Source organism: Microbacterium cucumeris, from assembly GCF_058349845.2.
The window spans coordinates 262,467-288,206 of sequence record NZ_JBYRIZ020000001.1 but is presented as its reverse complement, the minus strand read 5'-3'; the positions used below and the strand labels follow the sequence as shown (position 1 = coordinate 288,206).

At 69.2% G+C, this 25,740-nt stretch carries 19 protein-coding genes and 1 tRNA gene; 4 read left to right on the top strand and 16 right to left on the bottom strand.

Going from position 1 to position 25,740, the window contains the following annotated elements; genetic code table 11:
- Positions 1–25: 25 nt before the first annotated feature.
- On the bottom strand, positions 26–8,449 hold the full coding sequence (locus AC3RXZ_RS01405) for a DUF5979 domain-containing protein (protein ID WP_498265576.1): 8,424 nt from the start codon (positions 8,447–8,449) through the stop codon (positions 26–28).
- A 210-nt stretch (positions 8,450–8,659) separates the two neighbouring features.
- On the opposite strand from AC3RXZ_RS01405, the gene AC3RXZ_RS01400 reads away from it, so the two are divergent.
- Positions 8,660–9,493, top strand: a complete 834-nt coding sequence (locus AC3RXZ_RS01400) for a mechanosensitive ion channel domain-containing protein (RefSeq protein WP_491492949.1) — start codon at positions 8,660–8,662, stop codon at positions 9,491–9,493.
- Between the two features lie 53 nt (positions 9,494–9,546).
- Here the strand turns inward: AC3RXZ_RS01400 and AC3RXZ_RS01395 are convergent.
- The 5 genes from AC3RXZ_RS01395 to dusB all read right to left on the bottom strand — a co-directional run bounded on the left by AC3RXZ_RS01395 (position 9,547) and on the right by dusB (position 14,929).
- Positions 9,547–9,619, bottom strand: a tRNA-Asn gene (locus tag AC3RXZ_RS01395).
- Between the two features lie 96 nt (positions 9,620–9,715).
- Positions 9,716–10,489 (bottom strand): ATP-binding cassette domain-containing protein, encoded by a 774-nt coding sequence (locus AC3RXZ_RS01390; RefSeq protein WP_491492948.1) that lies wholly within the window; start codon positions 10,487–10,489, stop codon positions 9,716–9,718.
- A 36-nt stretch (positions 10,490–10,525) separates the two neighbouring features.
- Positions 10,526–12,382 carry a DNA primase gene (dnaG, locus tag AC3RXZ_RS01385; RefSeq protein ID WP_243225819.1) on the bottom strand — a complete coding sequence of 619 codons (1,857 nt, stop codon included), beginning with the start codon at positions 12,380–12,382 and terminating at the stop codon, positions 10,526–10,528.
- Entirely contained in the window at positions 12,382–13,785 is a 1,404-nt protein-coding gene (locus tag AC3RXZ_RS01380; RefSeq protein WP_243225821.1) for a deoxyguanosinetriphosphate triphosphohydrolase, read from the bottom strand. Before AC3RXZ_RS01380 ends, dnaG begins: the two co-directional genes overlap by 1 nt.
- Entirely contained in the window at positions 13,775–14,929 is a 1,155-nt protein-coding gene (dusB, locus tag AC3RXZ_RS01375; protein ID WP_243225823.1) for a tRNA dihydrouridine synthase DusB, read from the bottom strand. The genes AC3RXZ_RS01380 and dusB overlap by 11 nt, the downstream gene beginning before the upstream one ends.
- Before the next feature lie 61 nt (positions 14,930–14,990).
- On the opposite strand from dusB, the gene AC3RXZ_RS01370 reads away from it, so the two are divergent.
- Positions 14,991–15,485 carry a glutathione peroxidase gene (locus tag AC3RXZ_RS01370; RefSeq protein ID WP_243225825.1) on the top strand — a complete coding sequence of 165 codons (495 nt, stop codon included), beginning with the start codon at positions 14,991–14,993 and terminating at the stop codon, positions 15,483–15,485.
- Between the two features lie 2 nt (positions 15,486–15,487).
- Here the strand turns inward: AC3RXZ_RS01370 and AC3RXZ_RS01365 are convergent, their stop codons facing one another.
- Entirely contained in the window at positions 15,488–16,177 is a 690-nt protein-coding gene (locus AC3RXZ_RS01365) for a DsbA family oxidoreductase (RefSeq protein WP_243225826.1), read from the bottom strand.
- A gap of 86 nt (positions 16,178–16,263) precedes the next feature.
- On the opposite strand from AC3RXZ_RS01365, the gene AC3RXZ_RS01360 reads away from it, so the two are divergent.
- Positions 16,264–16,842 (top strand): P-loop NTPase family protein, encoded by a 579-nt coding sequence (locus tag AC3RXZ_RS01360; protein ID WP_491492947.1) that lies wholly within the window; start codon positions 16,264–16,266, stop codon positions 16,840–16,842.
- Positions 16,843–16,920: 78 nt separating this feature from the next.
- Here AC3RXZ_RS01360 and AC3RXZ_RS01355 read toward each other — a convergent pair whose 3' ends face one another.
- Together AC3RXZ_RS01355 and recO are read right to left on the bottom strand one after the other, a co-directional pair.
- Positions 16,921–17,724, bottom strand: a complete 804-nt coding sequence (locus AC3RXZ_RS01355; protein ID WP_491492946.1) for an isoprenyl transferase — start codon at positions 17,722–17,724, stop codon at positions 16,921–16,923.
- Positions 17,721–18,464 (bottom strand): DNA repair protein RecO, encoded by a 744-nt coding sequence (recO, locus tag AC3RXZ_RS01350; RefSeq protein WP_491492945.1) that lies wholly within the window; start codon positions 18,462–18,464, stop codon positions 17,721–17,723. The genes AC3RXZ_RS01355 and recO overlap by 4 nt, the downstream gene beginning before the upstream one ends.
- A gap of 36 nt (positions 18,465–18,500) precedes the next feature.
- On the opposite strand from recO, the gene AC3RXZ_RS01345 reads away from it, so the two are divergent.
- Positions 18,501–19,187, top strand: coding sequence for a trimeric intracellular cation channel family protein (locus AC3RXZ_RS01345; protein WP_243225831.1), 687 nt, complete (start codon positions 18,501–18,503; stop codon positions 19,185–19,187).
- Positions 19,188–19,193: 6 nt separating this feature from the next.
- Here AC3RXZ_RS01345 and leuA read toward each other — a convergent pair whose 3' ends face one another.
- From leuA to ybeY, 7 genes are all read right to left on the bottom strand, one after another.
- On the bottom strand, positions 19,194–20,954 hold the full coding sequence (leuA, locus tag AC3RXZ_RS01340; RefSeq protein ID WP_491492944.1) for a 2-isopropylmalate synthase: 1,761 nt from the start codon (positions 20,952–20,954) through the stop codon (positions 19,194–19,196).
- A 155-nt stretch (positions 20,955–21,109) separates the two neighbouring features.
- Complete coding sequence (locus AC3RXZ_RS01335) at positions 21,110–21,613, bottom strand: hypothetical protein (RefSeq protein ID WP_491492943.1); 504 nt, start codon at positions 21,611–21,613, stop codon at positions 21,110–21,112.
- Between the two features lie 17 nt (positions 21,614–21,630).
- The gene (locus tag AC3RXZ_RS01330; protein WP_491492942.1) at positions 21,631–22,602 is read right to left on the bottom strand and encodes a hypothetical protein; all 972 of its coding nucleotides are present in this window, start codon (positions 22,600–22,602) and stop codon (positions 21,631–21,633) included.
- Positions 22,599–23,153 (bottom strand): RNA polymerase sigma factor, encoded by a 555-nt coding sequence (locus AC3RXZ_RS01325; RefSeq protein WP_491492941.1) that lies wholly within the window; start codon positions 23,151–23,153, stop codon positions 22,599–22,601. The genes AC3RXZ_RS01330 and AC3RXZ_RS01325 overlap by 4 nt, the downstream gene beginning before the upstream one ends.
- Positions 23,111–24,007: a GTPase Era gene (gene era, locus AC3RXZ_RS01320; protein ID WP_491492940.1), complete on the bottom strand. Its 897-nt coding sequence runs from the start codon at positions 24,005–24,007 to the stop codon at positions 23,111–23,113. Before era ends, AC3RXZ_RS01325 begins: the two co-directional genes overlap by 43 nt.
- The gene (locus tag AC3RXZ_RS01315; RefSeq protein ID WP_491492939.1) at positions 24,000–25,277 is read right to left on the bottom strand and encodes a hemolysin family protein; all 1,278 of its coding nucleotides are present in this window, start codon (positions 25,275–25,277) and stop codon (positions 24,000–24,002) included. Before AC3RXZ_RS01315 ends, era begins: the two co-directional genes overlap by 8 nt.
- Positions 25,274–25,732 (bottom strand): rRNA maturation RNase YbeY, encoded by a 459-nt coding sequence (gene ybeY / locus AC3RXZ_RS01310; protein WP_491492938.1) that lies wholly within the window; start codon positions 25,730–25,732, stop codon positions 25,274–25,276. Before ybeY ends, AC3RXZ_RS01315 begins: the two co-directional genes overlap by 4 nt.
- Between the last annotated feature and the right edge of the window lie 8 nt (positions 25,733–25,740).

The window sequence follows — 25,740 nt, the reverse complement described above, 5'->3', positions numbered from 1 at the left end:
GTCCGGTGGCGGGACGCGCGCGCCGTCACGACTGACGGCGAACCAGGAACACCATCAGCGCTCCCCCGCCGAGGAGCAGGATGCCGAGCGCGACGACGCCCAGCGTCGCCATCGGATCCATGCCGGTCGCCGGCAGCGGCGGGTCGGCATCGAACGTGTTCACGAGCTCGAACCCGCGCTCGACGTCGGCGCGCACGAGGAAGAAGCCGGCCCGGCTGCCGCTGTCGAGCGTGATGAGCCCGATCTCCTCGCCGTTCTCGTCGAGCAGCTGCTTGTCGTCCGCACCGCCGTCATCGGTCTCGGCGATTCCGCACAGCGCACCCGCCGGCAGAACCTCGTAGACGGTCCGGTATCCGTTGCCCTCGTTCAGCTCGCGGGCGGCTCCGCCGGGGATGTCGACGAGCTCGCGCCCGTTCGCCGGATCGATGCACTGCACCGTCACCTCGAACGGCCCCGTGCCCCGTTCGGCGGCTCCTTCGCCGGTGATCGTCTTCTCCACCACGACGCTGCCGGTGAGGAACGTGTTCGTCGCGGTGACCGTGACCGTGTCCCCGTCGCCGATCGTCGCCGGGGAACCGTCGATCTGCTGAGCATCCGCCACGGAATCGTCGGTCTCGACGACTCCGCAGACCGAACCGGTCGGGATGCCGTCGATCGTCGCCTGCAGGGGCTCGCCGCCCCCGAGGATCACGTCCTGCTCGTACACCGTGCGCGGCGTCGCGGTGCCGTCCTCGAGCTCGCACCTGACGTGCAGGGTGAACGGACCAGAACCGAAGTACTCGGCGCCCGTGCCCTCGAGCACCTTGAGCAGTTCCAGCGATCCCGCGTCGAAGTGGTTGACGACCTCGATCCGCACCGATGCGTTCTCCTCCACCGTGACGACGCCGTCCGCCGGGACGAGCGTCGTCGCCCCCGCTCCACCGTCGTAGGTCTCTGTGAGCGTGCACTCCGCCCCGTTCGGCAACCCGTCGTACACCGTGCGGTAGTCGTTGCGCTCGTTCAGGAGCCGCACGGCCGTGCCGGGGACGTCGAGCGGGACGAGCTCGCCCTGCAGCATCCACACGCAGCTCAGGCTGACCCGGAACGTCGTGTCGTCGCCGAGATCGGCTCCGTCGCCCGTCACGACCTTGTCGACGACGATGGATCCGACGTCGTAGCGGTTCTCGACCTGGACGGCGACGGACGCACCGGGTTCGACGACGACAGCCCCGTCGGCCGGAGTGATCGTGACCTCGGAGGCGTTCGCGGCGTCGGTCTCGCTCACCTGGCACTGCGCGCCGTCGGGGAGGTCCTCGTAGGTGGTCGTCAGCCCGCTCTCGGCGGAGAGCGTGCGGACGGCCCCTCCGGGGATCTCGATGCTCTCGCCGTTCCAGGTGCAGGCCAGCGAGATCTCGAACTCGCCCGTCGCCCACTGAGCGCCGTCTCCGGTGATCTCCTTGGTGACGACGATCTCACCCACGTCGAAGGCGTTGTCGATCGACACCTGCACGGGCTCGTCGGCTCCGCCGACGGTGACCAGGCCGTCATCCGGAGTGATCGTCGTGGCGCTCGCCCCGGCGCCGTCGGTCTCGCTCACCTGGCACTCAGCGCCGGGCGGCAGCCCGTCGTAGACGGCGGTCGCCGTCGCCGGGTCGTCCGTCACCTGCAGGGTCCGGTCCGCACCACCGGGGATGTCGATGGTCGTCTCGACCCCGTCCACGACGGCCGTGCACTCCAGCGAGACCGTGAACTCTCCGGTGCCCCACAGCTCGGCACCCTCACCTGAGGTCGTCTTGGTGACCTCCAGGCTGCCCACCTCGTAGGTGTTGACGACCGTGAACTGCAGTTCCGTGTCGGCCTGGACGCGCCAGAACCCGACGGGCTCGCCGTTCGCGTCGAGGATCTGGGTGCTGGCCGCGGATCCCGGATCGGTCTCGCTGAGGATGCAGAGCGCGCCGGCGGGCAGCGGATCGTAGGTCGTCGTCCAGTTCCCCGCGGCGTCCAAGGTGCGGTCGGCGCCGCCGGGGATGTCGACGTTCAGAGAGACGCCGGTCGTGTCGATGCAGAACAGCGACACCTGGAACGACGTGTCCGCCCACTGGGTGTCACCCGTGATCTGCTTGGTCACGGTGGCGCTGCCCTCCGCGAACGTGTTCGTCACCGTCACCTCGACGACGTCGTCGAGGGGAACGGTCACCGATTCGGGCGACACGGATGTGCTCGTGGCGAAGCCGCCGTCCGTCTCCGTGACGGTGCAGACGCTGCCGGCCGCGATGTTCTCGATGCTCGCCTCGAGGTCCGTGTCGTCATCCGGGGTCGCCGGGTCGTCGGTCTCCGCATCGAAGACGAACTCCCCCGACCACGTCGTCACCTCTCCCAGGACGCACTCGACCTGGACCGTGTAGGGGCCGCCGGCGAAGGGCGAATCGGCCGGGTCCACGACTTTGAGCAGTTGCAGGCCTCCGACGCCGAAGGCGTTGTCCACCGCCGCGGCGTTGGTGGCGCTGCCGTCCTCGTCCGGGGTCAGGATCACCGTGACACCGGATTCGTCGCCGTCCGACACCGGACCGTCCGCTGTGGATCCGCTGGTCGTGACGGTGACCGCCCCGGCGGTGTCGGTCTCGGAGACGACGCATTCGGCGCCCGCCGGGAGCCCGGTCAACTCGACGGTCTCGCCGTCGGAGATCTCGAACACCATCGGCGCATCGGGTCCGTAGCCTTCCGCGTACGCGTCCTCGCCCAGGAAGGTGCAGGCGACAGTGACCTCGAACGGGCCGTACGGCACCGGGTCGCCGTTCGCGTCGACCGCGTCGGAGGTCACGGTCTTGGTGATCTCCATCGAGGCCAGCTCGTACACGTTGTCGAGCGTCGCGGTGTCGTACGGCTCGACGTCCGTGACGACGCCGCCCGTCCCGGACGCGTCGACCTGGCCGTTCTCCCCCTCCTGGAGCGAGCACTCCGCACCCCACGGGAGACCCTCGACGGTCTGCGGCTCCCCGGCCGTCAGGGTGAGGTCGATCGGCGGCAGTGAGGTCTCCACCGGCGTGCCGACGGCGGACACGCACAGGAGCTGCACGTCGAACGTGTCCGGTGCGAAGTCGCTTCCCGCGCCACTGACGGTCTTCTCCACCACCAGCGCCCCGGTCGCCAGGGAGACGCCGACGCGAACTCCCTCGGTCGGGATCATGTCGGACGTCCCGCTGGACTGCTCCTCAGTCAGATGCGCTCCGGCAGCCACCGTGTTCCACGCGATCGGGCGCTCCTCGAGAAGCGCCGGCCCCTCACCCGGCGCGTAGGGCGCGGCGATCGTGTCGAAGTCGGCGAGCAGGACACCGAGCGGCTCGAGCGGCGTCGGCAGGTCGATCGTGAGCTGCACGCCGGTGACGTCCGCCAGGTCGACGGTCGACGGGTCCACCCAGTCGCCCTCCGCGCATACCGGGGTGAGCGTGGTCGTGAGATCGTCGGCGCAGACCTCGCCGGTGGTGACCTCCCAGGTCATCGTCGCTCCGGCGGGAGCCTCGACGAGCTCGACGCCGCCGTCGAAGATCGGTCGCCACTGACTGCCGCGATCGAGGTCGCTGATCACGCCGGTGTCACCGGGCACGGGCAGCCGGTCGGTGAGCACGATGCGGTCCATCGGGATGTTCCCGGTGTTGACGATCGTGTACCGCCATTCGACCTCGCCGCCGGGCTTGGCGACCGGCACGCAGGGCGCGATGTAGAAGCCCTCGTCGTCGGGGTCGAACACGGGCGGCACGTTGGGGGTGCAGCTCTCGCCTGTCGTGCTGTCGAACGCCCCGAGCTCCGTGTCGATCGGGCGCACGCCCTTGCCGGAGCGCACCGCGCCCGCCGCGAGCACCGTGACGAAAGTGTCCGCAGAGCATTCGTCGACGGGGCCCGCCGCCCCGTTGCACTCGTCCAGCGGGCGGTCACCGCTCACGATGGCCGTGTTCGCGATCTGCGTTCCGCCGGCCACTCCGGGGGCGATCACGAGGTCGATCGTGATCGTGTAGCTCTGCCCCGGGTCGATGCGACTGCCCTCGGGGAACGTGAACGTCCACGCCCCGTCCGCCTCGACGACGGTCACGTCGGCAGGGTCGGTCGGCATCGCGTCGTTCGTCGACGCGTAGGCGTAGGGTCCTTCCTCACCGGCCTCGGGATCCAGGATCAGCTCGCCGTCGCTGGCGGGATCGTCCACGATCACGGGGTCCTCGATCGGCCAGGCCCCGGTGTTGGTCACGGTGATCGTGTAGGGAATCACCTCGTCCGGAGCGAACTGGCTTCCTTCGGTCGGCGTCTTGGTGATCTCGACGGCCGACTCGGCGTGCAGATACCCGATCAGGTCCTCGGCCATGTCGCTGACGACACCGGCCTGACCCTCTTCACAGGTGGACTGCAGGTTGGCGCACGCGGTCACCGTGGTCTGGTTGGTGAACTGCCCCGCCGCGGTCTCTCCGGGCGCCGGTTCGAGGTCGGAGCGGTCGCTGGGGACCTCGCCGCCGCTGCGCAGATCCGTGCGCCGCTGGACCGTGATCGGCACCTCCTGCAGCGGTGTGATGGGGTTCTCCCACTGCTGGAACTCGCCGTCCACGATGTTCGCGAAGGTGAAGCGGACTCCCTGGACTTCGGCGGGCGTGACATCCGCGGGCAGCGGCTGCGCGAGGAAGTCCGCCTGACTGAGGTACTCCCCCTCCACCCAGGACGCTCCCTCGTTGACCACCACGGCGCCGTCGGCGAGCGACGTGAACGTGCCGCCGGTCAGCACGTCCATCTTCACGACGTTGATGGGGGTCGCGAGCGCGAAGGACGCGTCGATGCCCACGTAGTCGAAGGCATTCCAGAACGTCGCCTCGTCGTCGAGGATCTGCATCCCCTGGACGCGCGCCGAGCCGGTCGGCTGGCCGGTGAGCGTCATCGTGACCGGGGCGTCATCGGGTTCGGTCTGGGAGTCGACCGAGAAGGACTTGCCGGCCTCGACCTCGAGGGAGAGGTCCTCGAACACGACCGTCGCCTGATCCTGAGCCGTAGGCGTGTTCTCGTCGGTGCCGCCTCCGGCATCGGTGACCGCAGCCTCCGCGACGTTCGTCACGGGGCTCTCGTTGCTCGCCTCGTCGTCGTCGACGCGATTGCCCGGCTCTCCGCGCACGAACTCGCGCATCCGCAGGTCCATCTCGATCGTCCCGACCGTGTTCGGCTCGATGCGCCCTTCATACAGGACGACGATGCCCACCACATCGAGCAGCTCCGATGACGACATCGCCAGCACGTCGTCGATCGCGTGCGTCGTGCCGCCGTCCGCGGTGCCGTCCCCGTCTGAGTCGTGCGACAGGGTCACCTCGGCGGACTCGGCGCCCGCAGGCATCGTGATCGAGCGGATGTCGTCCAGGTCGAAGTACAGGAACGGGTTCTGCGCGCTGCCCGGCGCCGGGTCCGTGATCGAGAGCGTGTCGACGCGCGTCGCCGTGAGGTTGGTCGCGTCGAGCGTGACCCGGCCGGTCGGGAACTCGTCCGCCGGGGTGCCGTCCGGCGGGATGCCGAAGGGACTGTTCGTCCACGTCTTCGCGATGTCGACGTTCAGCGGCACGTCGACGATACCGATCGTGTCGGAGTCCTCGGTGTGGATGACCTCCTCGCCGCCGGTGGTGCCGGTGACGCCGGCGAGGTCGAGCACCGTGCCCACCTCGGGGTCGTCCGGGTCCTCGACGGCGTTGTAGTCGAGGTCGCCCATCGCCGGCTCGCCGTCCGAGCGCCGATCGTCGCGCAGTTCGAACAGCAGCTCGATCTGGCGGTCGTTGCCCGAGGAACGCGCCACGCCGCTGCCGACGGGCGGCGCGGTCGGATCGCCGGCCGCCGCGCTCGCGCGATCGCGGCTCTCCTGCACGACGAGCCGGATCCCCAGGGCCGCGTCCCGATCCTCGTCGGTCAGCGTGACGCCGGGGAATCCCCCCACGCAGACGTCCGCGCACGGATCGTTCTGGAGCGTCTCCCACGAGTCGCCGTCCCACAGTTCGACGGCGGTGATCTCGTCGTATTGCAGATAGGGGTCCATGGCGGACGTGATCTCGGCGATGCCCTCCAGGTCGAAGGCATCGTAGAACGAACCCGCGAGGGAGGCGGCGTCGGTCGACGGCGGATTCGCCTCGTCCTGGATCACGACCTCGTCGATTCCGCTGTACCCGCCGGTCGACCAGTGCAGCGTCGCGGTCACCTCGGCGCCGGAGCGCGAGGTCACGATGTTCGGATCGAGCTCCTTGTCGAGGACGTCCGGACCTTCGTCCGGGTCGAAGGGATCGAGATGCACCTGGGCGCATCCCACCGAGTCCGCGCTCGGCGTGGCCTGCAGGGCGTCCGCACCTTCGGCATCCGTCACCCCGCAGTTCGCCACATCCACGGGGGCGGTCGTCTCGGACGCGGGGTCGCGCTCGGCGTCGCGGATCGCGGCCGTGAAATGCGGGGCCACGGTCGTCCCTGGCGGGAAGCTCGTACCGTCGTCCGCGGTGTACACGAATTGGAGCCCGAGGATGTCCTCCTGCTCGGAGTCGGGGATGTCCATGCTGAACACCGTGGGTCCTTCGACCACCACGGGCTCGCCGTCCGCGTCGAGCAGCGGCACCCACTCGGTGCCGTTCCAGTAGTTGATCGCGAGCGTCGCGTTCGCGGGGACGGCGGTCTCGGTGATGTCGGTCGCGTCGAACACGTCCCAGAACGAGCCGTCCACGGTGTACGGGACGACGGAGGGCTCCTGGACGACGATCTCGGTCGCGTCCGTCGTCGACTGCGGGAACGGATCGATCGAGCCGTTGAGCGTGACCATCACCCACTCCCCCGGACGATCGATGATCGTGCCCGGGTAGATCGACTTGGTCGTCGTCGTCTCGAGGTGCTTCTCATAGACGAGAAGGTCCGCCGTCGCGTCCTCGCGGACAACGCCGCCGGCGGGCCCCACGCCCGTCGTCGTCGCGACGTTCGTGAGCGTCGCGGGATAGCCCGCCTGATCCGCGTCGGTCTGCACGTCGAACGAGATGCTGGTGCCCGCCTCCGGCGCGATCTCCCCGGTGAACGTGATCTGGAACCGCACCGGATCGCCGGAGGGATCCGGTGGGATCTCCCCGTCGGCGAACGCGGTCGGGCCCTCGGTCGACCCGTCGGCGTAGTAGTAGGTGATCGTCGCTCCCGTCGCACCGGCGGGATAGGACACCGGACCCGAGAAACCGTCGAACTGCATCGATGCGTCGAAACCGCCCTCGGACGGGTCGTCGCCGGTGAGGGCGGGCTCGGTGATCGACATCTCGGTCAGCGCGAAGTCGCTGTCGTTGGTCGAGGAGATCGTCGCGGTGCTCGTGTCGCCCGCGGCGACCTCGGCGGGATCGAAGGACTTCGTCGTGCCGATCTCGATGTCCTCCGCCACGATCTGATGCGTGGCGGAGTCCTCGGCCGCCTCCGTCGTGCCGTCTCGGGTGATCGCGCCGTCGACCGTGTTCGTGACGGTCACGTCCCCGAGCTCGGACACGTCCTCGGGCTGCTCCATGCCGATATCGGCACTCGCGGATGCACCGACCGGAATGCGTTCGCCGTCGGTGTCCGTGAACGTGATGCGGACGCCGAGGACCTCATCGTCCGGCACGGAGGCGGGGGTCGTCGGCTGCTCCGGCGCGGTCGCGACCGGACCCGCGACCCAGTCAGTGCCGTTCCACACCTCGACCTGCGCCTGCTCGGCGCCCTCGGGGTACGTGACGGTCCCCAGACCCGTGAACGGCAGCGTCTCGAAAGGATTGCCCGCCGCGGCGGGGTCGGCAGGGTCGGTGATCACGATCTGGTCGAGCTGGGCGTTGGACGCGTTCTCCGTACTGACCGTGGCAATCACCGGCGTGCCCGCGGCGGCGACGGCGCTCGCCGGATCCATCGACTTCGCCACCACGGGCTCGAGCTCGAGCGGGATGACCGGCGTCACGACGTCCGAGGCGTCGAGGGGCCCCGAGGTCTGCGTGTCCGCGTTCGTGATCGCCGTGTTCGTGATCGGCAAGCCGTTGAGCTCGTACGGCGCGTCCTCGGGCAGGCGCACCTGGATCGTCACCGTGCCGGTCGTCCCGCCGGGAAGCCCCTGTCCGCCCGCGAGGATGGGCATCGTGAAGTCCACGTGAACGGACTGCCCGTCGATCGTGAGGTCGCCCTCCAGCCCCGTGCCGACGGCGGCGCTGAGGACCTCGAGCTCGCTCGGGACGACGTCGTCCAGCACCGCGTTGACGCAGCCGGTCGTGATCGAGGTGCAGGCGACCGTGATCGTGTAACTGAACGACTCGCCGGGAGCGACGGTCTCGACGCTCGCGATCTTGTCCACCTCGACGTCGCCGTCCGCCGCGTAGGCCGCCGGCGCGAAGCCCGCGAGAACGGTGCTGATCCCCAGTACAACCGCCGTCGCCCCCGCCGCGATCCGGCGCCGCCATCCGTGAGGTCTGCTCGTCGTGCTCATCCCACCCGCTCCGATCCCTGCGGCCACCAGAGCGCGCGGCCGCATGACCGCGAGTCTTGCAGAGGCTCCGTCTCGTCGGAAGAGGGTCACCCGAAGCGGGTGAATCGGCGGATCGGGTGCGCCGCGGATGCGGTGCAGGAGGAGCGCGCACTACCATCGTCGGAGCGAGACGGGCGTGCGGACGAGGCCACGCCCAGAATCGGAGCGGCCGTGGACTTGACGCAGTTCATCCCGACGAACGTCACGGTGTGGCAGCTCGTGTTCGCCGCGCTGTCGGTGATCGCCGGCTGGATCGGCTCCCGGTACGCGCGCAAGGGCATCCTCGCCCTCGGACGAAGGGCGCCGGGGGTCTCCGACACGATGGTCGACGTCGCCGCGCGACTCGTGCAGTACGTCCTGATCTTCCTCGGAATCGGCATCGGCCTCGGCTTCCTCGGCGCCAGCATCCAGCCCCTGCTGGCCGTGACGATCATCGCGGTCGTCGTCGTGGTCCTCGTGCTGCGCGGCGTCGCGGACAACTTCGCCGCGGGTGTCCTCGTGCAGTCCCGCCAGCCGGTCAGGCTCGGCGAGGAGATCCTCTTCGAGGGGCCGGACGGGCCTCTGACGGGCGTGGTCAGGGAGCTCAACGGACGCTCCGTGATCGTCGTGACGGCGGATGGCCGCACGGCGCACGTGCCGAACGCGCGCCTGCTGTCCGACATCCTCGTGAACGATTCGCGCCATGGCGCGAGGCGCAGCGAGGTGCAGGTGCGCGTGACACGGACGGGCTCCGGCGACCTGGAAGCGCTCACCGGCATCCTCGCCGACGCGGCCGCGGGGACGGAGGGCGTCCACGCACGGGAGTCCGTCGGCGTCCTCGTCCAGGAGGTCTCCGACGGCCGATGGATCCTCCGTCTGCAGTTCTGGCATCATCCGCTGCACGCCGCGACGGTCACGTCCGCCGTCGTCGTCGGCGTCGCCGCGGCACTGGAACGCGCCGGAATCGCCGGAGTCGTGACGGATGCCGCGGCTGCGCCGCCGCTGATCGCGCCCGAGGCGCCCTGAGCTCCGAGGGAACGAAGAACCCCCATCCGACGAATCGGATGGGGGTCATGTCGCTCCCCGAGTTGGACTCGAACCAACAACCTGCCGGTTAACAGCCGGCTGCTCTGCCAATTGAGCTATCGAGGATCAGGCTCGCTGCCGAAGCAACTCCCCAAGCTTAGCAAACGTCCAGGGGTGCGAATGACATCGGCGGGTGTTTCCGCACCGCCGGGTGTGTCGCGCTCAGCGCTTCGAGTCGGCCTCGGCATTCGGCACCCACAGCAGGTCGTCCCCGACGCCGCGCGCGACGACGTGCCCGGCGCGCAGCATCAGCGTCTCGGCCTTCAGCTCCCGGATGAATGCGGCGTCGTTGGTGACCAGCAGGGCCCCCATGCCCTGCTCGGTGCGACGGCGCGTGATGGCGTCGAACACGACGGGACGGACCTCGAGGTCGAGGTTGGCGAGCACCTCGTCGGCGATGAGCACCTTCGGTTCGAGCACGAAGGCGCGCGCGATCGCGACCCGCTGGCGCATGCCGGCGCTGAGCTCGTACGGGAACTTCGCCGCGGTGCCCAGCGGGAGGTGGAGCTCATCCAGCAGCGTGGCGATCCGGATCGACAGCGCCTTGGCGTTGACGCGCTTCTCACGAATGAGGATCGGCTCCGCGATCACCTCGTTCACGGTGAGGCTCGGCGGCAGGTCGGCGCCCGCGCCCTGGGGCACGAAGCCGCTCTGGTAGGTCAGCTCGCGGTGTCGCCGCCCGGGCTTTCGGACGTTCACGCCGCAGACCTCGGCGCTGCCGCCGACGATCTTCACGGACGAGTCGGTCGAACCCGCGAGCGCGGCGACCAGCGTCGACTTGCCCGACCCCGTCGGGCCGGCGACGCACAGCAGTCCTCCGGGAGGGATCTGGAAGGTCACGCCGTCCACGGCGCGGGTGGCCCCGCCGTGTCCGATCCGGTCGATCACCAGGTCCGAGCAGTCGATCACGTTCGGAGAAGGCGGCCTGCGAGACATGCTCCCATCCTCTCCCGGTTTCGGTATACCGCGCCGTTACGACTCGGTGAAACGCTGACGTTCCAGATCCAGGTCGCGCAGCCGTACGCGCAGTGCGCGACCGCCATCGGAATCGGCCGGCACCCGCTGGACTGCTCCGAGCAGTTCCTGCTTCTCGTGCTCGATCCCCCGGACGATCAGGCGCCGGGCGAGATCGGTCGTGGACGCCACCGCCCCCTCTTCGTCCTTCGCCGGGAACGCGGTCATCAGCAGCTCCCCGGCCAGGGAACGATACGGCTCTCGGACGGCGTTCACCGCCTCCATCGACCAGCCGGGGCGGCCCCAGTCTGCCTCGGCGGTGGCCTCCCGGACGGCTTCCAGCGCCGGATGCCGGAACGGCTGCTGCAGAGCGCGGCGCAGCAGCTCCCCGTCGACCCGATGGCCGTACTGCAGAGCGCCGATCAGCGCGTCGCGCTCCAGGGAGACCTCGGCGCTGCGCGGGAGGCTCGCGATCGTCACAGCGGAGACGACGGGTGCTCCGGGGGTCTCGGACACCGCGGGCGCTGCCTCGCGCCGCTGGGGCGGGTGGGAGTTCCCCCGCGCGGCCCGTTCGACCTCGGCGTGCACCTCGGTGGGATCCATGCCGAGACGCCGCGCGAGGACGCGCTCGTAGCCCGGGCGCAGCAGGCGGTCGCGGATCTCGGCGACGATCGGGGACGCCGCCCGCAGCGCCCCCACCTGTCCCTCGACGGTCGCGAGATCGAAGCCCGCGAGCTTGCGGTCGATCGCGAACTCGAACATGGGCTGCTTGGCGTCCATGAGGCCGCGCACCGCGGCGTCCCCGCGCTGCAGGCGCAGATCGCACGGGTCGAGGCCATCCGGCGCGACCGCCACGAAGGTCTGTGCGTTGAACCGGTCGTCCTCGCTGAACGCGCGCAGCGCGGCCTTCTGACCGGCCTCGTCGCCGTCGAATGTGAAGACGACCTCACCGGAGGCCGAGTCGTCCCCCATGACGCGGCGCAGCACCTTGATGTGCTCGGTGCCGAACGCCGTGCCGCACGTCGCGATCGCGGTCGTGAGCCCGGCGAGATGGCACGCCATGACGTCGGTGTAGCCTTCGACGACCACGACGCGACGCGGATCGCCGCGGGAGATGTCGCGCTTGGCGAGGTCGAGGCCGTACAGCACCTGCGCCTTCTTGTAGATCGGTGTCTCCGGGGTGTTCAGGTACTTCGGTCCCTGGTCGTCGTCGAAGAGCTTGCGGGCGCCGAACCCGATCGTCTGACCCGTGACGTCGCGGATCGGCCAGACCAGGCGGCCACGGAAACGGTCGTAGACGCCCCGCTGTCCCTGCGAGACGAGCCCGGCGGCCAGCAGTTCCTCGCGCGTGAACCCCTGTGCGGTCAGGGCCTTCAGCATCCCGTCCCACCCGCGCGGCGCGAAGCCGACACCGAAGTGGGCCGCTGCGCCGGCGTCGAAGCCGCGCTCGCCGAGGAAGCGTCGACCGGTCTCCGCGTCGGGGCTGAGCAGCTGCGCGCGGAAGAACTCCGCGGCCGCCGTGTTCGCGGCGTACAGCCGGCTGCGGCCGCTCGTCTCCGGTGCTGCTCCGCCGTCCTCGTAGTGCAGCGTGTATCCCACCCGACCGGCGAGGCGCTCCACGGCCTCGGTGAAGCTGACGTGGTCCATCTCGCGCAGGAACGAGTACACGTCCCCGGACGCGCCGCAGCCGAAGCAGTGGTAGTAGCCCACCTGCGGGCGGACATGGAAGCTCGGGCTCTTCTCGTCATGGAAGGGGCACAGGCCCTTGAGCGATCCGACGCCGGCGGACTTCAGGGAGACCCGCTCGCCCACGATGTCCGCGATGTTCGTGCGCGCCTTGACCTCGTCGACGTCGGCCTGACGGATCCGCGGCATCAGCGCGCCCCTTCGGCGACCGGTGATGCCTCGGAACGCCCGTGCGACCGCGGGCGCGCATGACGCGGCGTCCAGATCCCGACCTCGGCGGGGTCGATGTCGCCCACCAGACGGGAATGCCAGTCCAGCGCGGTCTGATCCGTGAGGCTCGCGATCTGGTCGACGACGACCCTGGCGCGCGCGGCATCCGTGTCGGCGTCCAGGAAGTCCGCGGCGAAGGCGGGCTCGAGCACATCGGCGCCGGCCGTCCACAGCGCATGGGTCGACCACAGCGCGTCGGCGAGGCGCTTGAGAACGCGGCGCTGCTCCTTGTAGACACCGCGCCGGGCGTCGATCGTGACGATCGCCTGCCCCATGATGCCCTTGAGCACGGCGATCTCGACCTCGATCACGCGGGGCACCACGACGTGGGCGTTGTACCGCGCGAGGGCAGGACCGGCGTAGGCCTCTCTCGTCGCCGCCACGGCGGCGCGGGCGAACCGGCCGATCAGGTCGCTCGTGAGGTTCTTCAACCGCGCCAGATCGCGCCGCGAACGGTCGAAGGAGCGCAGCCACATCGGCTGCCGCGTCAGGCGGTACAGCCCGTCGGCGAGCTCCTCGCGCGTGTAGTCGTACCCCACCCACTGCTGGATGCGACCGATGAGCGCGTGGTGCTCGGCGGGGTCGGACAGCCGCGCCACATCCAGGTAGCCGTTCACGATCGCGTCCTCGAAATCGTGCACCGAGTATCCGATGTCGTCGGACAGATCCATGATCTCGGCTTCGATGCAGCGCAGGCGCCCCGGCGCCCCCTCGCGCATCCAGCGGAACACGGCTTCGTCCTCCGGGTAGACCCCGAACTTCAGCCGCCCGCCCGGGTCCGGCAGCGGATTGTCGACCGTCCACGGGTACTTGCAGGTGGCGTCGAGGCTCGCTCTGGTCAGGTTGAGTCCGACCGAGCGGTCGTCGTCGTCGAGCACCTTGGCTTCGAGCCGGGTGAGGATGCGCAGCGACTGGGCGTTCCCCTCGAAGCCTCCGATGGGCTCGGCCCATTCGTTCAGCGCCCGCTCGCCGTTGTGCCCGAACGGCGGGTGGCCGAGGTCGTGGCTGAGGCAGGCGGTGTCGACCACGTCGGCCGAGACGCCGAGGGCGATCGCGAGTTCACGGCCCACCTGCGCGACCTCGAGCGAGTGCGTGAGCCGATTGCGGGCGAAGTCGGCCGTGCTGGCCGGACTCAGCACCTGCGTCTTCGCAGCGAGTCGGCGCAGCGCGGCGGAGTGCAGCACCCGGGCGCGGTCGCGGGCGAAGTCATCGCGTTCCGAACGGTGCGTCTCGGCGAAGAAGCGCTCGGTGTCGTGCGCGTCGTAGCCGGCGACGAGGCCGAGACGATCGGGGCTCGCCGCTTCCCGCGGGTCAGCCGCCACTGTTCTCGATCTCCGCTCCCCGCAGCATCTCCTGCGTGTCGCCGGCGACGTCGCGGGAGTCCAGCCACTTCTCCGGAAGCGCCGGGCGCTTCGGGTGTCCGGCCCGGCCGCGCTGCCCCTCGGCATCCGCCCCGGGGTAGGGAGCGTCGCGGTCGAGCTGCCCGAGCAGGTCGTCCATCTGAGCCAGGCTCTCGACCTTGGCCAGCGCCGTGCGCAGCTCGCCCCCGACCGGGTAGCCCTTAAAGTACCAGGACACGTGCTTGCGGATGTCGCGGCATCCGCGGTCCTCGTCCTCGAAGAACTCCACGAGCAGGTCGGCGTGGCGGCGGAAGGCGTCCGAGACGAAGCCCAGCGTGGCGTCGACGGGGCGGGATTCCGCGCCGAAGGCGGCTGCGAGGTCTCCGAAGAGCCAGGGTCGTCCGAGGCAGCCGCGCCCGACGACCACTCCGTCGCAGTCGGTCTCGGCCATCATCCGCACGGCGTCGTCGGCCGACCAGATGTCGCCGTTCCCGAGGACCGGGATGCTCGTGACGGCCTGCTTCAGCTCGCCGATGGCGTTCCAGTCGGCGTGGCCGGAGTAGAACTCGCTCGCCGTCCGCGCGTGCAGCGCGACTGCGGCCGCTCCGGCGTCCTCTGCGGCGCGGCCGGCCTCCAGGAACGTGAGGTGGTCGCGGTCGATGCCCTTGCGCATCTTCACGGTCAGCGGGATGGGTCCCGCGGCCTTCACCGCCTGGTCCACGATGTCGGCGAACAGCTTCGTCTTCCACGGCAGCGCCGCTCCCCCGCCCTTGCGGGTCACCTTGGGGACGGGGCATCCGAAGTTCAGATCGATGTGGTCCGCGTGGTCCTCCGCGACGATGATGCGCACGGCCTCGGCGATCGTCGCCGGATCCACGCCGTACAGCTGGATCGACCGCGGCGTCTCGGACTCGTGGTGACGGATGAGTCGCATCGTGACGTCGTTGCGCTCGACGAGCGCGCGCGAGGTGATCATCTCGCTCACGTACAGTCCCGCACCGTACTCGCGGCACAGTCGACGGAAGGCCGTGTTCGTGATCCCTGCCATGGGGGCGAGGACGACGGGCACGTCGATGTCGAGCGGACCGATGCGCAGCGGGCGCGCGGGGGCAGTGGCGAGAGTCATATCCCCTCCATTCTCCCATCCTCCCGGCCCGGCACGGCGCAGGGCGGCCTAGGCTGTGGATATGACCGACGAGAACCTGCGCCAGATCCCCTTCACGGATGCTCAGGGGGCCACGAAGACACTCGACGACTACGACGCGGACGTCCTGCTCGTGGTCAACGTCGCCTCCAAGTGCGGCCTCACGCCGCAGTACGAGCAGCTCGAGCAGCTGCAGCGCACCTATGGGGAGCGCGGGTTCAGCGTGGTCGGATTCCCCTGCAACCAGTTCATGGGGCAGGAACCAGGGTCGATCGAGAAGATCCTGGAGTTCTGCTCCACCACCTACGGCATCAGCTTCCCGATCAACGACAAGATCAAGGTCAACGGCCGTGGCGCTGCCGATCTGTACAAGCAACTGAAGCAGACGCAGGATGCCGGCGGCAAGGCCGGCCGCGTGGAGTGGAACTTCGAGAAGTTCCTGGTCCGCGCTGACGGATCGGTCCAGCGCTTCCGTCCGAAGCAGAAGCCGGACGATCCCGAGATCGTCGGGGCGATCGAGGCCGCCCTCACCCGCTGAGCTCAGGCGGCGGGCTCGGCCTCCGGCTCGGTCTGCGCGCGCTTCGCCCACAGATCCCGCAGCACGCTTTCGAAGGTGCTCGGGGGCTGGGCCCCGGAGATCCCGTACTGCCCGTCGATCACGAAGAACGGCACGCCCTGGATGCCGTAGGCCTGCGCCTGCGCCTGGTCCTGGCGGACCGCGGGCAGATGCCTCTCGCTCGTGAGGGCATCCCGTGTCTCGTCGGCGTCCAGGCCGACCTCTACCGCGAGCTCGACGAGGTCGTCGATGCGTCCGACGTGCTTGCCCTCGGTGAAGTACGCAGACATCAGCCGCTCCTCCATCTCGTGCTGCAGCCCGTTCTCCTTCGCGTGATGGAGCAGCTCGTGCGCCTTGACGGTGTTGGTGTGCTGCAGCAGGTCGAAGCGGTACTCCAGACCGGCCTCCTTCGCGACTCCCGTCACGCGGGTGAGCATCTGCTCGACCTGCTCGCGCGGCATGCCCTTGTGACCGGAGAGGAAGTCGATCTCGTCACCGTCGAAGTCGACAGGCGTGTCCGGCGACAGCTCGAAGGAGTGGAAGGTGATGCGCACCTCGGGGGCGTCCTCATCGCCGGCGACGGCCGCGAGGCCCGTCTCGAGATTGCGCTTGCCGATATAGCACCAGGGGCAGGCGATGTCGGACCAGATGTCGATGGCGATGGGTTCAGTCACACTGCATGCAACCGCCCGTCCGCGCCGGATATTCCTGCGACGGTATGGACGATCGGCGGAGGCAGGCGCGTTGCTAAGATCTTCGGATGCTCTCGTACGACGACCCGGTGCCCGACGGCGTCGAGCGGGTGCTGATCGCCGGAGTGACCGGGTCGGGGAAGACCACGTTCGCCGCGCGTCTGGCGACGGCGTGGGGACTGCGTCACGTCGAGATCGATGCGCTGTTCCACGGGCCGGATTGGACGCCGAGGCCGGAGTTCCTCGATGACGTGCGCGCCTTCGCGGCCGAGGAGCGCTGGGTCACCGAGTGGCAGTACACGAGCAAAGGCACGGACGAGATCCTCGCTCCGCGCGCCGAGCTGCTGATCTGGCTCGACTATCCGTGGTCGCTCGTGCGCAGGCGACTGCTGCGTCGGACGATGCGGCGCCGAATCCTGCGCACCCGGCTCTGGAACGGGAACGTCGAGCCGGCGATCTGGACCCGCGGCGCCTGGACCGGCGAGAACGACATCCTGCGCTGGCAGACGAACACGCGCTACAAGTGGGACGAGCGGATGCCGGGGATCGCCGAACGCTTCCCGCATCTGACGATCGTGCGACTGCGGCATCCGCGGGAGACGGAAGCCTGGTTGGCATCACTTCGGGGGCCGACCCACCAGAAGTAGGACGGTCTCGGCGGATCGGTCCGACATCTGGCGTGTCAGCCCCCGAACGGTGGGCATCGGCGCGCTTCGGCCAGGGTTCTAACCCGCGGCATCCGGCGCGTCCACCGCACCGCCGAAGCGGCGGTCGCGCGAGACGTAGACGCCGATCGCCCGCCACAGCTCCTCGCGCGAGAAGTCGGGCCACAGCGTGTCGAGGAAGACCATCTCGGCGTAGGCCGACTGCCACAAGAGGAAGTTCGACGTGCGCTGCTCCCCCGAGCTGCGCAGGAACAGGTCGACGTCCGGCATGTCCGGAACGTACAGATGGCGGCGGATCGTCTTCTCGCTGATCGCCGACGCCTTCACCCGTCCGGCGGCGACGTCGGCGGCGATCTCGCGCATGGCGTCCACGAGCTCCACGCGTCCGCCGTAGTTGACGCACATCGTCAGGGTCAGCACGTCGTTGCCGCGCGTCAGCTGCTCGGCGTACTGCAGCTCCTTGATCACGGAACCCCACAGGCGCGGCTTCCGACCGGCCCAGCGGACGCGCACGCCCCATTCGTTGAGCTGATCCCTACGACGGTGCAGGACGTCGCGGTTGTAGCCCATCAGGAAGCGGACCTCCTCGGGCGAGCGGGCCCAGTTCTCGGTCGAGAACGCGTAGACGGAGAGATGCTTCACACCGGCCTGGATCGCTCCGGCGACGACGTCGAGCAGCACCTCCTCGCCCGCCTTGTGCCCCTCGATGCGGTTGAGACCCCGGCGATTGGCCCAGCGGCCGTTGCCGTCCATGACGATCGCGACGTGCTCGGGGACCTTCGCGAAGACCGGCGGGTGCTTCCCGGTCCAGTCCAGCGGGCGGTACGCGACCGCATCCTTGTGCGTGTACGGCTTCGGACTCACCGTGCTCCTTCCGAAGGCGTCGAGCTGACGTGGGCGAGCGAGCGGATGCCGCGCTCGAGATGCCATTGGGCATAGGCCGCGATGACGCCCGACGCGGCAGCGCCGTCGGCAGCGGGGGCGGCGTCGATGACGTCCCACTCCCCCGCCAGAAGCGCCCGCAGCAGACGAAGCGTGGAATCGGCGATGCGGGGGCTTCCCGCCGGCGCGCAATCGACGCAGATCGTGCCGCCCAGCTGCGCCACGAACGAGGAGTGCGGTCCCGGCTTCGCGCATCGGGCGCAGTCCGACAGCGACGGCGCCCAGCCGGACAGCGCCATCACGCGCAGCAGGTACGAGTCCAGGATGCTGCGGGGCTGGTGCTCGCCCCGAGACAGGGCGCGCAGCCCGCCGACGAGCAGGAGGTACTGATCGGGGGTCGCCTCGGCGTCGCTCAGCCGGTCCGCCGTCTCGACCATGGCGCTCGCCGAGGTGAACCGGTCGTAGTGGACCGCGATGTCGGTGCCGTAGTGGCCGAGGGATTCCGCCTGCTGCACGATGTCGAGCGAGCGTCCCTCGTAGAGCTGGACGTCGGCGACCATGAACGGCTCGAGCCGTGCTCCGAACTTCGACGACGTGCGCCGCACGCCTTTCGCGACCGCCCGGATCTTGCCATGCCGACGGGACAGCATGGTGACGATGCGATCCGCCTCCCCGAGCTTGTGGGTGCGCAGGATCACCGCTTCGTCTCGATAGGTGGGCACTGTCCGATTATCCTCCGCTCACGCGAGAATGGATGCGTGACCGAACCGCTCTTCACCATTCCGCTCTGGGCCGATCTGCTCGGCGTCGGGCTCGGCGGCATCCAGGGAGCCATGTTCGCCTCGGGCTTCCAGGGACAGCGGCGGCTCGACCTGCTCGGGGTCACGATCATCGGCATCCTCATCGGGATGGGCGGCGGACTCATCCGCGACCTGCTGCTGGGGCAGCCCCCGGCGACGCTCCAGAACAACTGGTATCTGGTCACCGCCGCCGGGGCCGCCATCATCGGCATGCTCTTGGCAGGCCTGCTGAGCCGGGCGAACGCGGTCATCGTGGGTCTCGACGCCGTGGTCATCGGCATGTTCGGTGCTTTTGGCACGAGCAAGGCACTGGGGCTGGGGGTTCCCCCGGTGCCCGCGGTCTTCATTGGGGTGTGCGCCGCCGTCGGCGGCAGCATCCTGCGTGACGTGATCATGGGCCTGCCGGTCGCGATCATGCACGTCGGCTCGCTGTACGCGGTCGCCGCCGGCGTCGGATGCACGGTGATCGTCGTCCTGCACGCCCTCGGCGTCGGCATCGTCACGGCCGGCGTGATCGGGATCGTCGTCACGGCGATCATCCGCGTGCTCGCGGTGATCTTCGATCTCTCACTGCCGGAGCAGCGCCGTCTCTACCGTCGCAAGGTGGCGGCGGAGACCGGCACGATCCCGATCGTCAAACCCTGACGCCCGTCACACCGCCGCGAGTTCGGACACCGACTCCCGCGCGCGGATCGAACGGTTCACGGCCGACACGACCGCCTTGAGGGATGCGGTGGAGATGTCGCCGTCGATGCCGACGCCCCACAGGCGATCGCCCTCGACCTGCAGTTCGACGTACGCGGCCGCCTGCGCGTCGCCGCCCGTCGACAGCGTGTGCTCGACGTAGTCGTACAGCGAGATGTCGAACCCGCGCGCCCGGATGATCTCGAGGAATGCGGCGATCGGGCCGTTCCCGTGCCCGATCTCGTCGCTGGCCGCCTCGCCGTCGCGCAGTCGCACGCTGAGCTCGACGTCGCCGGTCATCTCGCTCGCGGTCCGCGTCGCGAGCAGCTCGAACCGGCCCCACTTGTCGGCGACGTCGGCCGACGGAAGGTACTCGTCGCTGAAGATCGACCAGATCGCGTCGCTGGTGACCTCACCGCCCTCGGCATCCGTCTTGGCCTGCACGACGCCCGAGAACTCGATCTGCAGCTTGCGCGGCAGGTCCAGGGAGTGATCCGCCTTGAGGAGGTAGGCGACGCCGCCCTTTCCGGACTGGGAGTTCACGCGGATCACGGCCTCGTAGGAACGGCCCAGGTCCTTGGGGTCGACGGGCAGATAGGGCACGGCCCATTCGATCTCGTCGACGGAGACACCCTGCTCCTCGGCCTTCGCGGCCATGGCCTCGAAGCCCTTCTTGATGGCGTCCTGGTGCGAACCGCTGAACGCCGTGAAGACCAGGTCTCCGGCCCACGGGCTGCGCTCGGGCACAGGCAGCTGGTTGCAGTACTCGACGGTGCGCTTGACCTGGTCGATGTCGCTGAAGTCGATCTGCGGGTTGATCCCCTGGGTGAACAGGTTGATCCCCAGCGCCACGAGGTCGACGTTGCCGGTGCGCTCGCCGTTGCCGAAAAGGCATCCCTCGATGCGGTCGGCACCGGCCATGTATCCGAGCTCGGCCGCGGCCACCGCCGTGCCGCGGTCGTTGTGCGGGTGCAGCGACAGGATGACGTTCTCCCGCTGCGCGAGGTGACGGTTCATCCACTCGATGGAGTCGGCGTACACGTTGGGCGTCGCCATCTCGACCGTGGCGGGCAGGTTGATGATCACCTTGCGCTCGGGCGTGGGCTGGAGCACCTCGATGACGGCGTTGCAGACGTCGACGGCGTACTCGAGCTCGGTGCCGGTGTAGCTCTCCGGGGAGTACTCGTAGTAGACCTGCGTCTCGGGGATGCGCTTCTCGAACTCGCGGCACAGGCGCGCGCCCTCGAGAGCGATCTGCTTGACACCCTCGCGGTCGGAGCGGAAGACGACCTCGCGCTGGAGCACGCTCGTCGAGTTGTAGAAGTGCACGATGGCCTGCTTCGCACCGGCGATCGCCTCGTAGGTGCGCTCGATGAGGTGCTCACGGCACTGCGTCAGGACCTGGATCGTGACGTCGTCCGGGATCAGGTCCTCTTCGATCAGCTGACGGACGAAGTCGAAGTCCGTCTGGCTGGCCGAGGGGAACCCGACCTCGATCTCCTTGTAACCCATGTTCACGAGCAGCTCGAACATGATGCGCTTGCGCTCGGGGGACATCGGGTCGATCAGCGCCTGGTTGCCGTCGCGGAGATCGACGGCGCACCAGCGCGGTGCGCGGGTGATGCGGGCGTCCGGCCAGGTCCGGTCCGGGAGATCGACCCGGATCTGCTCGTGGAACGGCCGGTACTTGTGGACCGGCATCGAGGTGGAGCGCTGAGTGTTCTGCATGATGGGCTTCTTCTCTTCGTCGATGTGATCGGGCCAACACAAGCGCCGCGACGAGGAAGGCCCTAGCTTCAGGACTCGTCGCGGCAGCTAAGAAGAAGCAGACCGCCGAAAGGCATGCTGCCATGGTAGCAGGGCGGTATGCCTGCCACGACCGTTCAGGAGACGCACGTGATGCGGCTCACCGAGCCGTACACGTTCTTCCAGCCTCCGGCATATGCGGTGGCGCGTACCGTCGTGCCGTACTTGGCCTGCGCGTAGCCGCTGGAACGCGCATCCGCGATCGAGCGGACCGTGAACGTGCCCACCGGGAACGAGGTGTTGCAGGTCCCCCAGCTCAGCTTCGAGCCGTTCGTGCCCGAGAGCGAGAACGCGCAGACCTTGCCGCTCGCGCAGGCGCCGACCGATGACAGCGCCGTCACAGACGAGCGCTCCGCGAGACCGCTCGGTCGCGCAGGCTCGACCGTCATCTCCATGTCGAGCTCCGGCCACACGGCGTTGTACGCATCCAGAACCACCCCGCCGGGGACGGCTTCGAGCATGGCGGCGATCTGGGGGTCCGGTTCGATCCTGTCGTCGGCAGCTGCCGACATCGGCGCGGCGACGGCGCCGGCCACGAGCAGCGCGGCGCCCACGAGGACGGTCGTGATCGATCGCTTCATCGGGAAATCCTCCAGTGTCAGAACCACAGGTTGTACATGACGACAGCGCCCTCCGGGATGATGCCGTCCGTCGCGCCCTGTTCGGACTCGACCCCCACGATCCGTCCCGTCTCCGTGCTGATCAGGACGGTCTCCTCCGTCCCGTCGCCCGAATCCGGCACGTTCAGAGCGTACACCGGTCGTCCCAGGCGGTCGGTGCTCGCCCCGAGCCCGCGCACGCCGTCCTCCTCCCGGAGCATCTCCAGCATCGCCGCGTGTTGGGCGTCGGTCAACGTCCACTGGTCGAGCGCCGTGACCATCGCGCCGACGAGCTCGGACGCGTTCGGGTCCTCCGGCATCCCGTACGCCGTGAGCATGTCCCGGACCCCGGTCTCGTCGTCACCCGGCGGTGCGACCGCAGGAGTGTTGAACTCCCCCGGCGCCATGTCGAGGTCGACGAGCACCTCTTCGCCGCGCACGATCTCAGCGGAGTCGTCCGGCGCGCCATCCGGCCAGTAGGGCTCGGCGCCGACGATCAACAGGCTCCCGGACAGGTCCTCGTTCCACGTCAGCGTCGAGATCTGCGGGGTCACCGCCATCTGCTGTTCGTCGACGTCCACCGACAGCGCCCAGATCGCGGACTCGACCTCGCGCTGCGGAAGATCGGGGCCCGTGCCTTCGGCGAGGAGGGCACGCGATCGCTCGATGATCTGCTGCGTGCTTCCCGCGTCCGTGAACGTCAGCGGCTGCGGGGTCACGGCGACGGCCTGGCCCGCGGGCGTCACCAGCCCGAAGACGACCACGCCCGCAGCGACTGCGGCGGCCGCCGCGGACGCCCACGCCACGCGAACCGGACGCCGCGTGACCGCACGCTCCGGCCTCACCGCACCCGAGATGATGCGTTCGCGCATGCGCAGCGCCGCGGCGTCGGGTTCAGCGCCCTGCGGCGTCCTCGCCGGGTTCGCCTCGATCAGCAGACGCGTCAGCGCGTCGTCGTCCAGCACCGTCACCACTGCGATCCACCCTCCAGTGCATCACGCAGCTTCTCTCGCGCCCGTCGCAACGTGGCACGTACCGCCCCCGGTCTGCTGCGCATGACCTCTGCGGCCTCCCCCGTCGAGAGACCGTCCCAATACGTCAGGACGACGACCCTGCGCTCGCGCTCGTTCAGCCGCGCCATCGCCTGGAGGACGTCCCGCCGATCGAGAGTACTCGCTTCGGCGGGATTGGTCACGACATTCTTGTGGACGGCATCCAGCACGGGCTCCCGGAGCCCGCCGCGGCGCCGTCGATCGCGCAGCACGCCCTCGGCGATCCGCAGCAACCAGGTCAGGCCGCCGGGCCGCGCAGGACGCAGACGTTCCCAGGCGATCTGGAAGACCTGCGCCACGACCTCGTACACCTCGGCATCCACGTCGAGATAGCACTCGACGTGGCGGGTGACGGGCAGCCAGTAGCGGGAGAAGAGCGGGTCGAAGACGCGCCGTTTCTCCGCTTGACGCTGCTCCGACCGGGTGTTCAGAATCCCAGCCGTCCCAGCTGTTTCGGATCGCGCTGCCACTCCTTCGCGACCTTCACGTGCAGTCCGAGGAAGATCCTGGTCCCCAGGAGCTCCTCGATCCCGGCGCGTGCTCTGGCCCCGACGTCCTTGAGTCGTGAGCCCTTGCGGCCGATGATGATGGCCTTCTGGCTGTCGCGCTCCACGACGATCTGCGCGTGCACGTCCGTGAGATCGCCGCTCTCGCGCTCGGAGATGTCGTCGACGACGACGGCGATCGAATGCGGCAGTTCGTCGCGGACCCCCTCCAGGGCGGCCTCGCGGATGATCTCGGCGACGCGGTCCTCGACGGACTCGTCGGTCGTGACACCTTCGGGATACAGCGCCGGGCCCTTCGGCATCAGCAACAGGATCTCGTCGGCGAGCACGTCGAGCTGCTCGCGCGTGAAGGCGGACAGCGGGATGACGGCCGCCCAGTCCTCGCGCAGCGCGTCGACCTCCATGAGGCGCTCCGTGATCTCGTCGCGCGTCGCGGCATCCGTCTTGGTGACGATCGCGATCTTCTGCGCCCGCGGGTACCCGTCCAGCCAGGCGGCGATGCGCCGGTCGCCAGGGCCGACCTTCTCGGTGGCCGGCACGCAGAACCCGATCACATCGACGTCGCCGAGAACCTGCTCGACCAGGTCGTTGAGGCGCTCTCCGAGAAGGGTGCGCGGCTTGTGGATCCCCGGGGTGTCCACGATCACGAGCTGGCCGTCCGGTCGGTTCAGGATGCCGCGGATCGCGCGTCGCGTGGTCTGGGGCTTCTCGCTGGTGATGGCGATCTTCTCGCCCACGAGTGCGTTGGTGAGCGTGGACTTTCCGACGTTCGGGCGTCCGACGAAGGTGGCGAAACCGCTGCGGGACGTGTCAGTCATCGTCTTCTCCTTGATCGGATTCCTCAGCGCGCTCCACGAACACCGTCGCGATCCCGCGCCCGCGGCCTCGGGAGGCGCCGCCGGTCAGGACCAGGCCTTTCAGCACCGCCGTCGCGCCCGGCTGCGGGATCTGCCCGAGCGCCTTGCCGAGCAGACCGCCGATCGAGTCGACGTCCTCGTCTTCGAGTTCGAGGCCGAACAGGTCGCCGACGTCCTCGAGAGGAAGCCGGGCGCTCACACGATACCCTCCGTCGCCGAGCGCCACGACCTCGGCGGGGCCGTGATCGTATTCGTCGGCGATCTCTCCGACCAGCTCCTCGATGAGATCCTCCAGCGTCACGAGACCCGAGATGCCGCCGTGCTCGTCGATCACGATGCAGACATGCACCGCGTCGCGCTTCATCTGCTGCAGCAGCGTCTCGGCGCGCATCGACTCCGGCACGAACGTCGCCGGACGTGCGATCGGCCGCACCGGGACACCGCGCCAGGCGTTCTCGTCGCGGTAGGCGAACTGCACCAGGTCCTTCAGGTACAGCACTCCGACGACGTCGTCCGCCTCGTCGTCCACCACGGGCATGCGTGAGACGCCGCGGCGGAGGAACAGCTCCATGGCGTCGCTCGTGGTCGCCGACGCGTCTACGGCCAGCATCTCGGTACGGGGCACCATGACCGCGCGGACGAACTGGTCGGTGAAGTCGAACACGGAGTGGATCAGGTCCCGGTCGTCCTCCTCGATGAGGTCATTGGAGGCCGCTTCGTCGACCATGCTCAGCAGCTGGTCCTCGCTCGTGAACGAGCTGCGGCCGGTCCCCGGCGTCACGCGGTTGCCGAGCACGACGAGACCCTGCGCGAGCGGGCCCAGGATGAGGCGCAGGAAGCGCACGACGGGTGCGCATGCGCGCAGCAGCCCCGGAGCGCGATGACGTCCGACAGAGCGGGGGCTCGCGCCCACGAGGACGAAGGTGATCCCCGTCATGAGGACGGCGGCCGCGAGCATCGCCCACCAGATGTTGTCGAACAGCATCATGAAGGCGACGGTCACGAGCACCGCCGCGGTCGTCTCGGCGAGGACGCGGATGAACGCGACGGCGTTGGCATGCACGTCGGGGTCGGCAGCGATCCTGCGCAGCTCCGGCGCATTGCGTCCCTCGACGCCGAGTTCCTCGAGGTCGGAGCGACTCGTCACGCCGAACGCCGCATCGATCGCGGACATGAGGCCGCCGAAGGCCACCAGCAGGACGGCGGCGATCAGCAGCAGGGTCTCGGTCATCGGGCGCGCTCGGCGCGGCCGAAACCGGCGATCAGCTCCTTCTGCAGCCCGAACATCTCACGCTCCTCATCGGGTTCCGCGTGGTCGAATCCGAGAAGGTGCAGCAGGCCGTGGGTGGTGAGCAGGATCAGCTCGTCCAGCAGCGTGTGACCCGCAGCCTGCGCCTGGGTCTCCGCCACCTGCGGGCAGAGCACGATGTCGCCGAGCAGTCCGGGCGGGGTCGGCCGGTCCTCGGTGCCGGGGCGCAGCTCGTCCATCGGGAAGCTCAGGACGTCGGTGGGGCCGGGTTCATCCATCCACTGCACGTGCAGGGCTTCCATCGCTCCCTCGTCGACGAGGACGATAGCGACCTCGGCGTCCGGGCTGACGTGCAGCTGCGCGAGGTTGAAGTCGGTCAGCCTCTGCAGCACGGCCTCGTCGACGTCGATGGCGGATTCGTTGTTGATCTCGATCATGACAATCC

What these genes read in the sequence shown, in the direction of transcription:
- AC3RXZ_RS01360 (WP_491492947.1), top strand. Translation starts at nt 16,264, where the DNA reads ATGCTCTCGTACGACGACCCGGTGCCCGACGGCGTCGAGCGGGTGCTG.
- era (WP_491492940.1), bottom strand. Translation starts at nt 24,007, where the DNA reads ATGACTGACACGTCCCGCAGCGGTTTCGCCACCTTCGTCGGACGCCCG.
- dusB (WP_243225823.1), bottom strand. Translation starts at nt 14,929, where the DNA reads ATGACTCTCGCCACTGCCCCCGCGCGCCCGCTGCGCATCGGTCCGCTC.
- ybeY (WP_491492938.1), bottom strand. Translation starts at nt 25,732, where the DNA reads ATGATCGAGATCAACAACGAATCCGCCATCGACGTCGACGAGGCCGTG.
- leuA (WP_491492944.1), bottom strand. Translation starts at nt 20,954, where the DNA reads ATGCAGAACACTCAGCGCTCCACCTCGATGCCGGTCCACAAGTACCGG.
- dnaG (WP_243225819.1), bottom strand. Translation starts at nt 12,382, where the DNA reads ATGCCGCGGATCCGTCAGGCCGACGTCGACGAGGTCAAGGCGCGCACG.
- AC3RXZ_RS01315 (WP_491492939.1), bottom strand. Translation starts at nt 25,277, where the DNA reads ATGACCGAGACCCTGCTGCTGATCGCCGCCGTCCTGCTGGTGGCCTTC.
- AC3RXZ_RS01335 (WP_491492943.1), bottom strand. Translation starts at nt 21,613, where the DNA reads ATGAAGCGATCGATCACGACCGTCCTCGTGGGCGCCGCGCTGCTCGTG.
- AC3RXZ_RS01390 (WP_491492948.1), bottom strand. Translation starts at nt 10,489, where the DNA reads ATGTCTCGCAGGCCGCCTTCTCCGAACGTGATCGACTGCTCGGACCTG.
- AC3RXZ_RS01405 (WP_498265576.1), bottom strand. Translation starts at nt 8,449, where the DNA reads ATGAGCACGACGAGCAGACCTCACGGATGGCGGCGCCGGATCGCGGCG.
- AC3RXZ_RS01370 (WP_243225825.1), top strand. Translation starts at nt 14,991, where the DNA reads ATGACCGACGAGAACCTGCGCCAGATCCCCTTCACGGATGCTCAGGGG.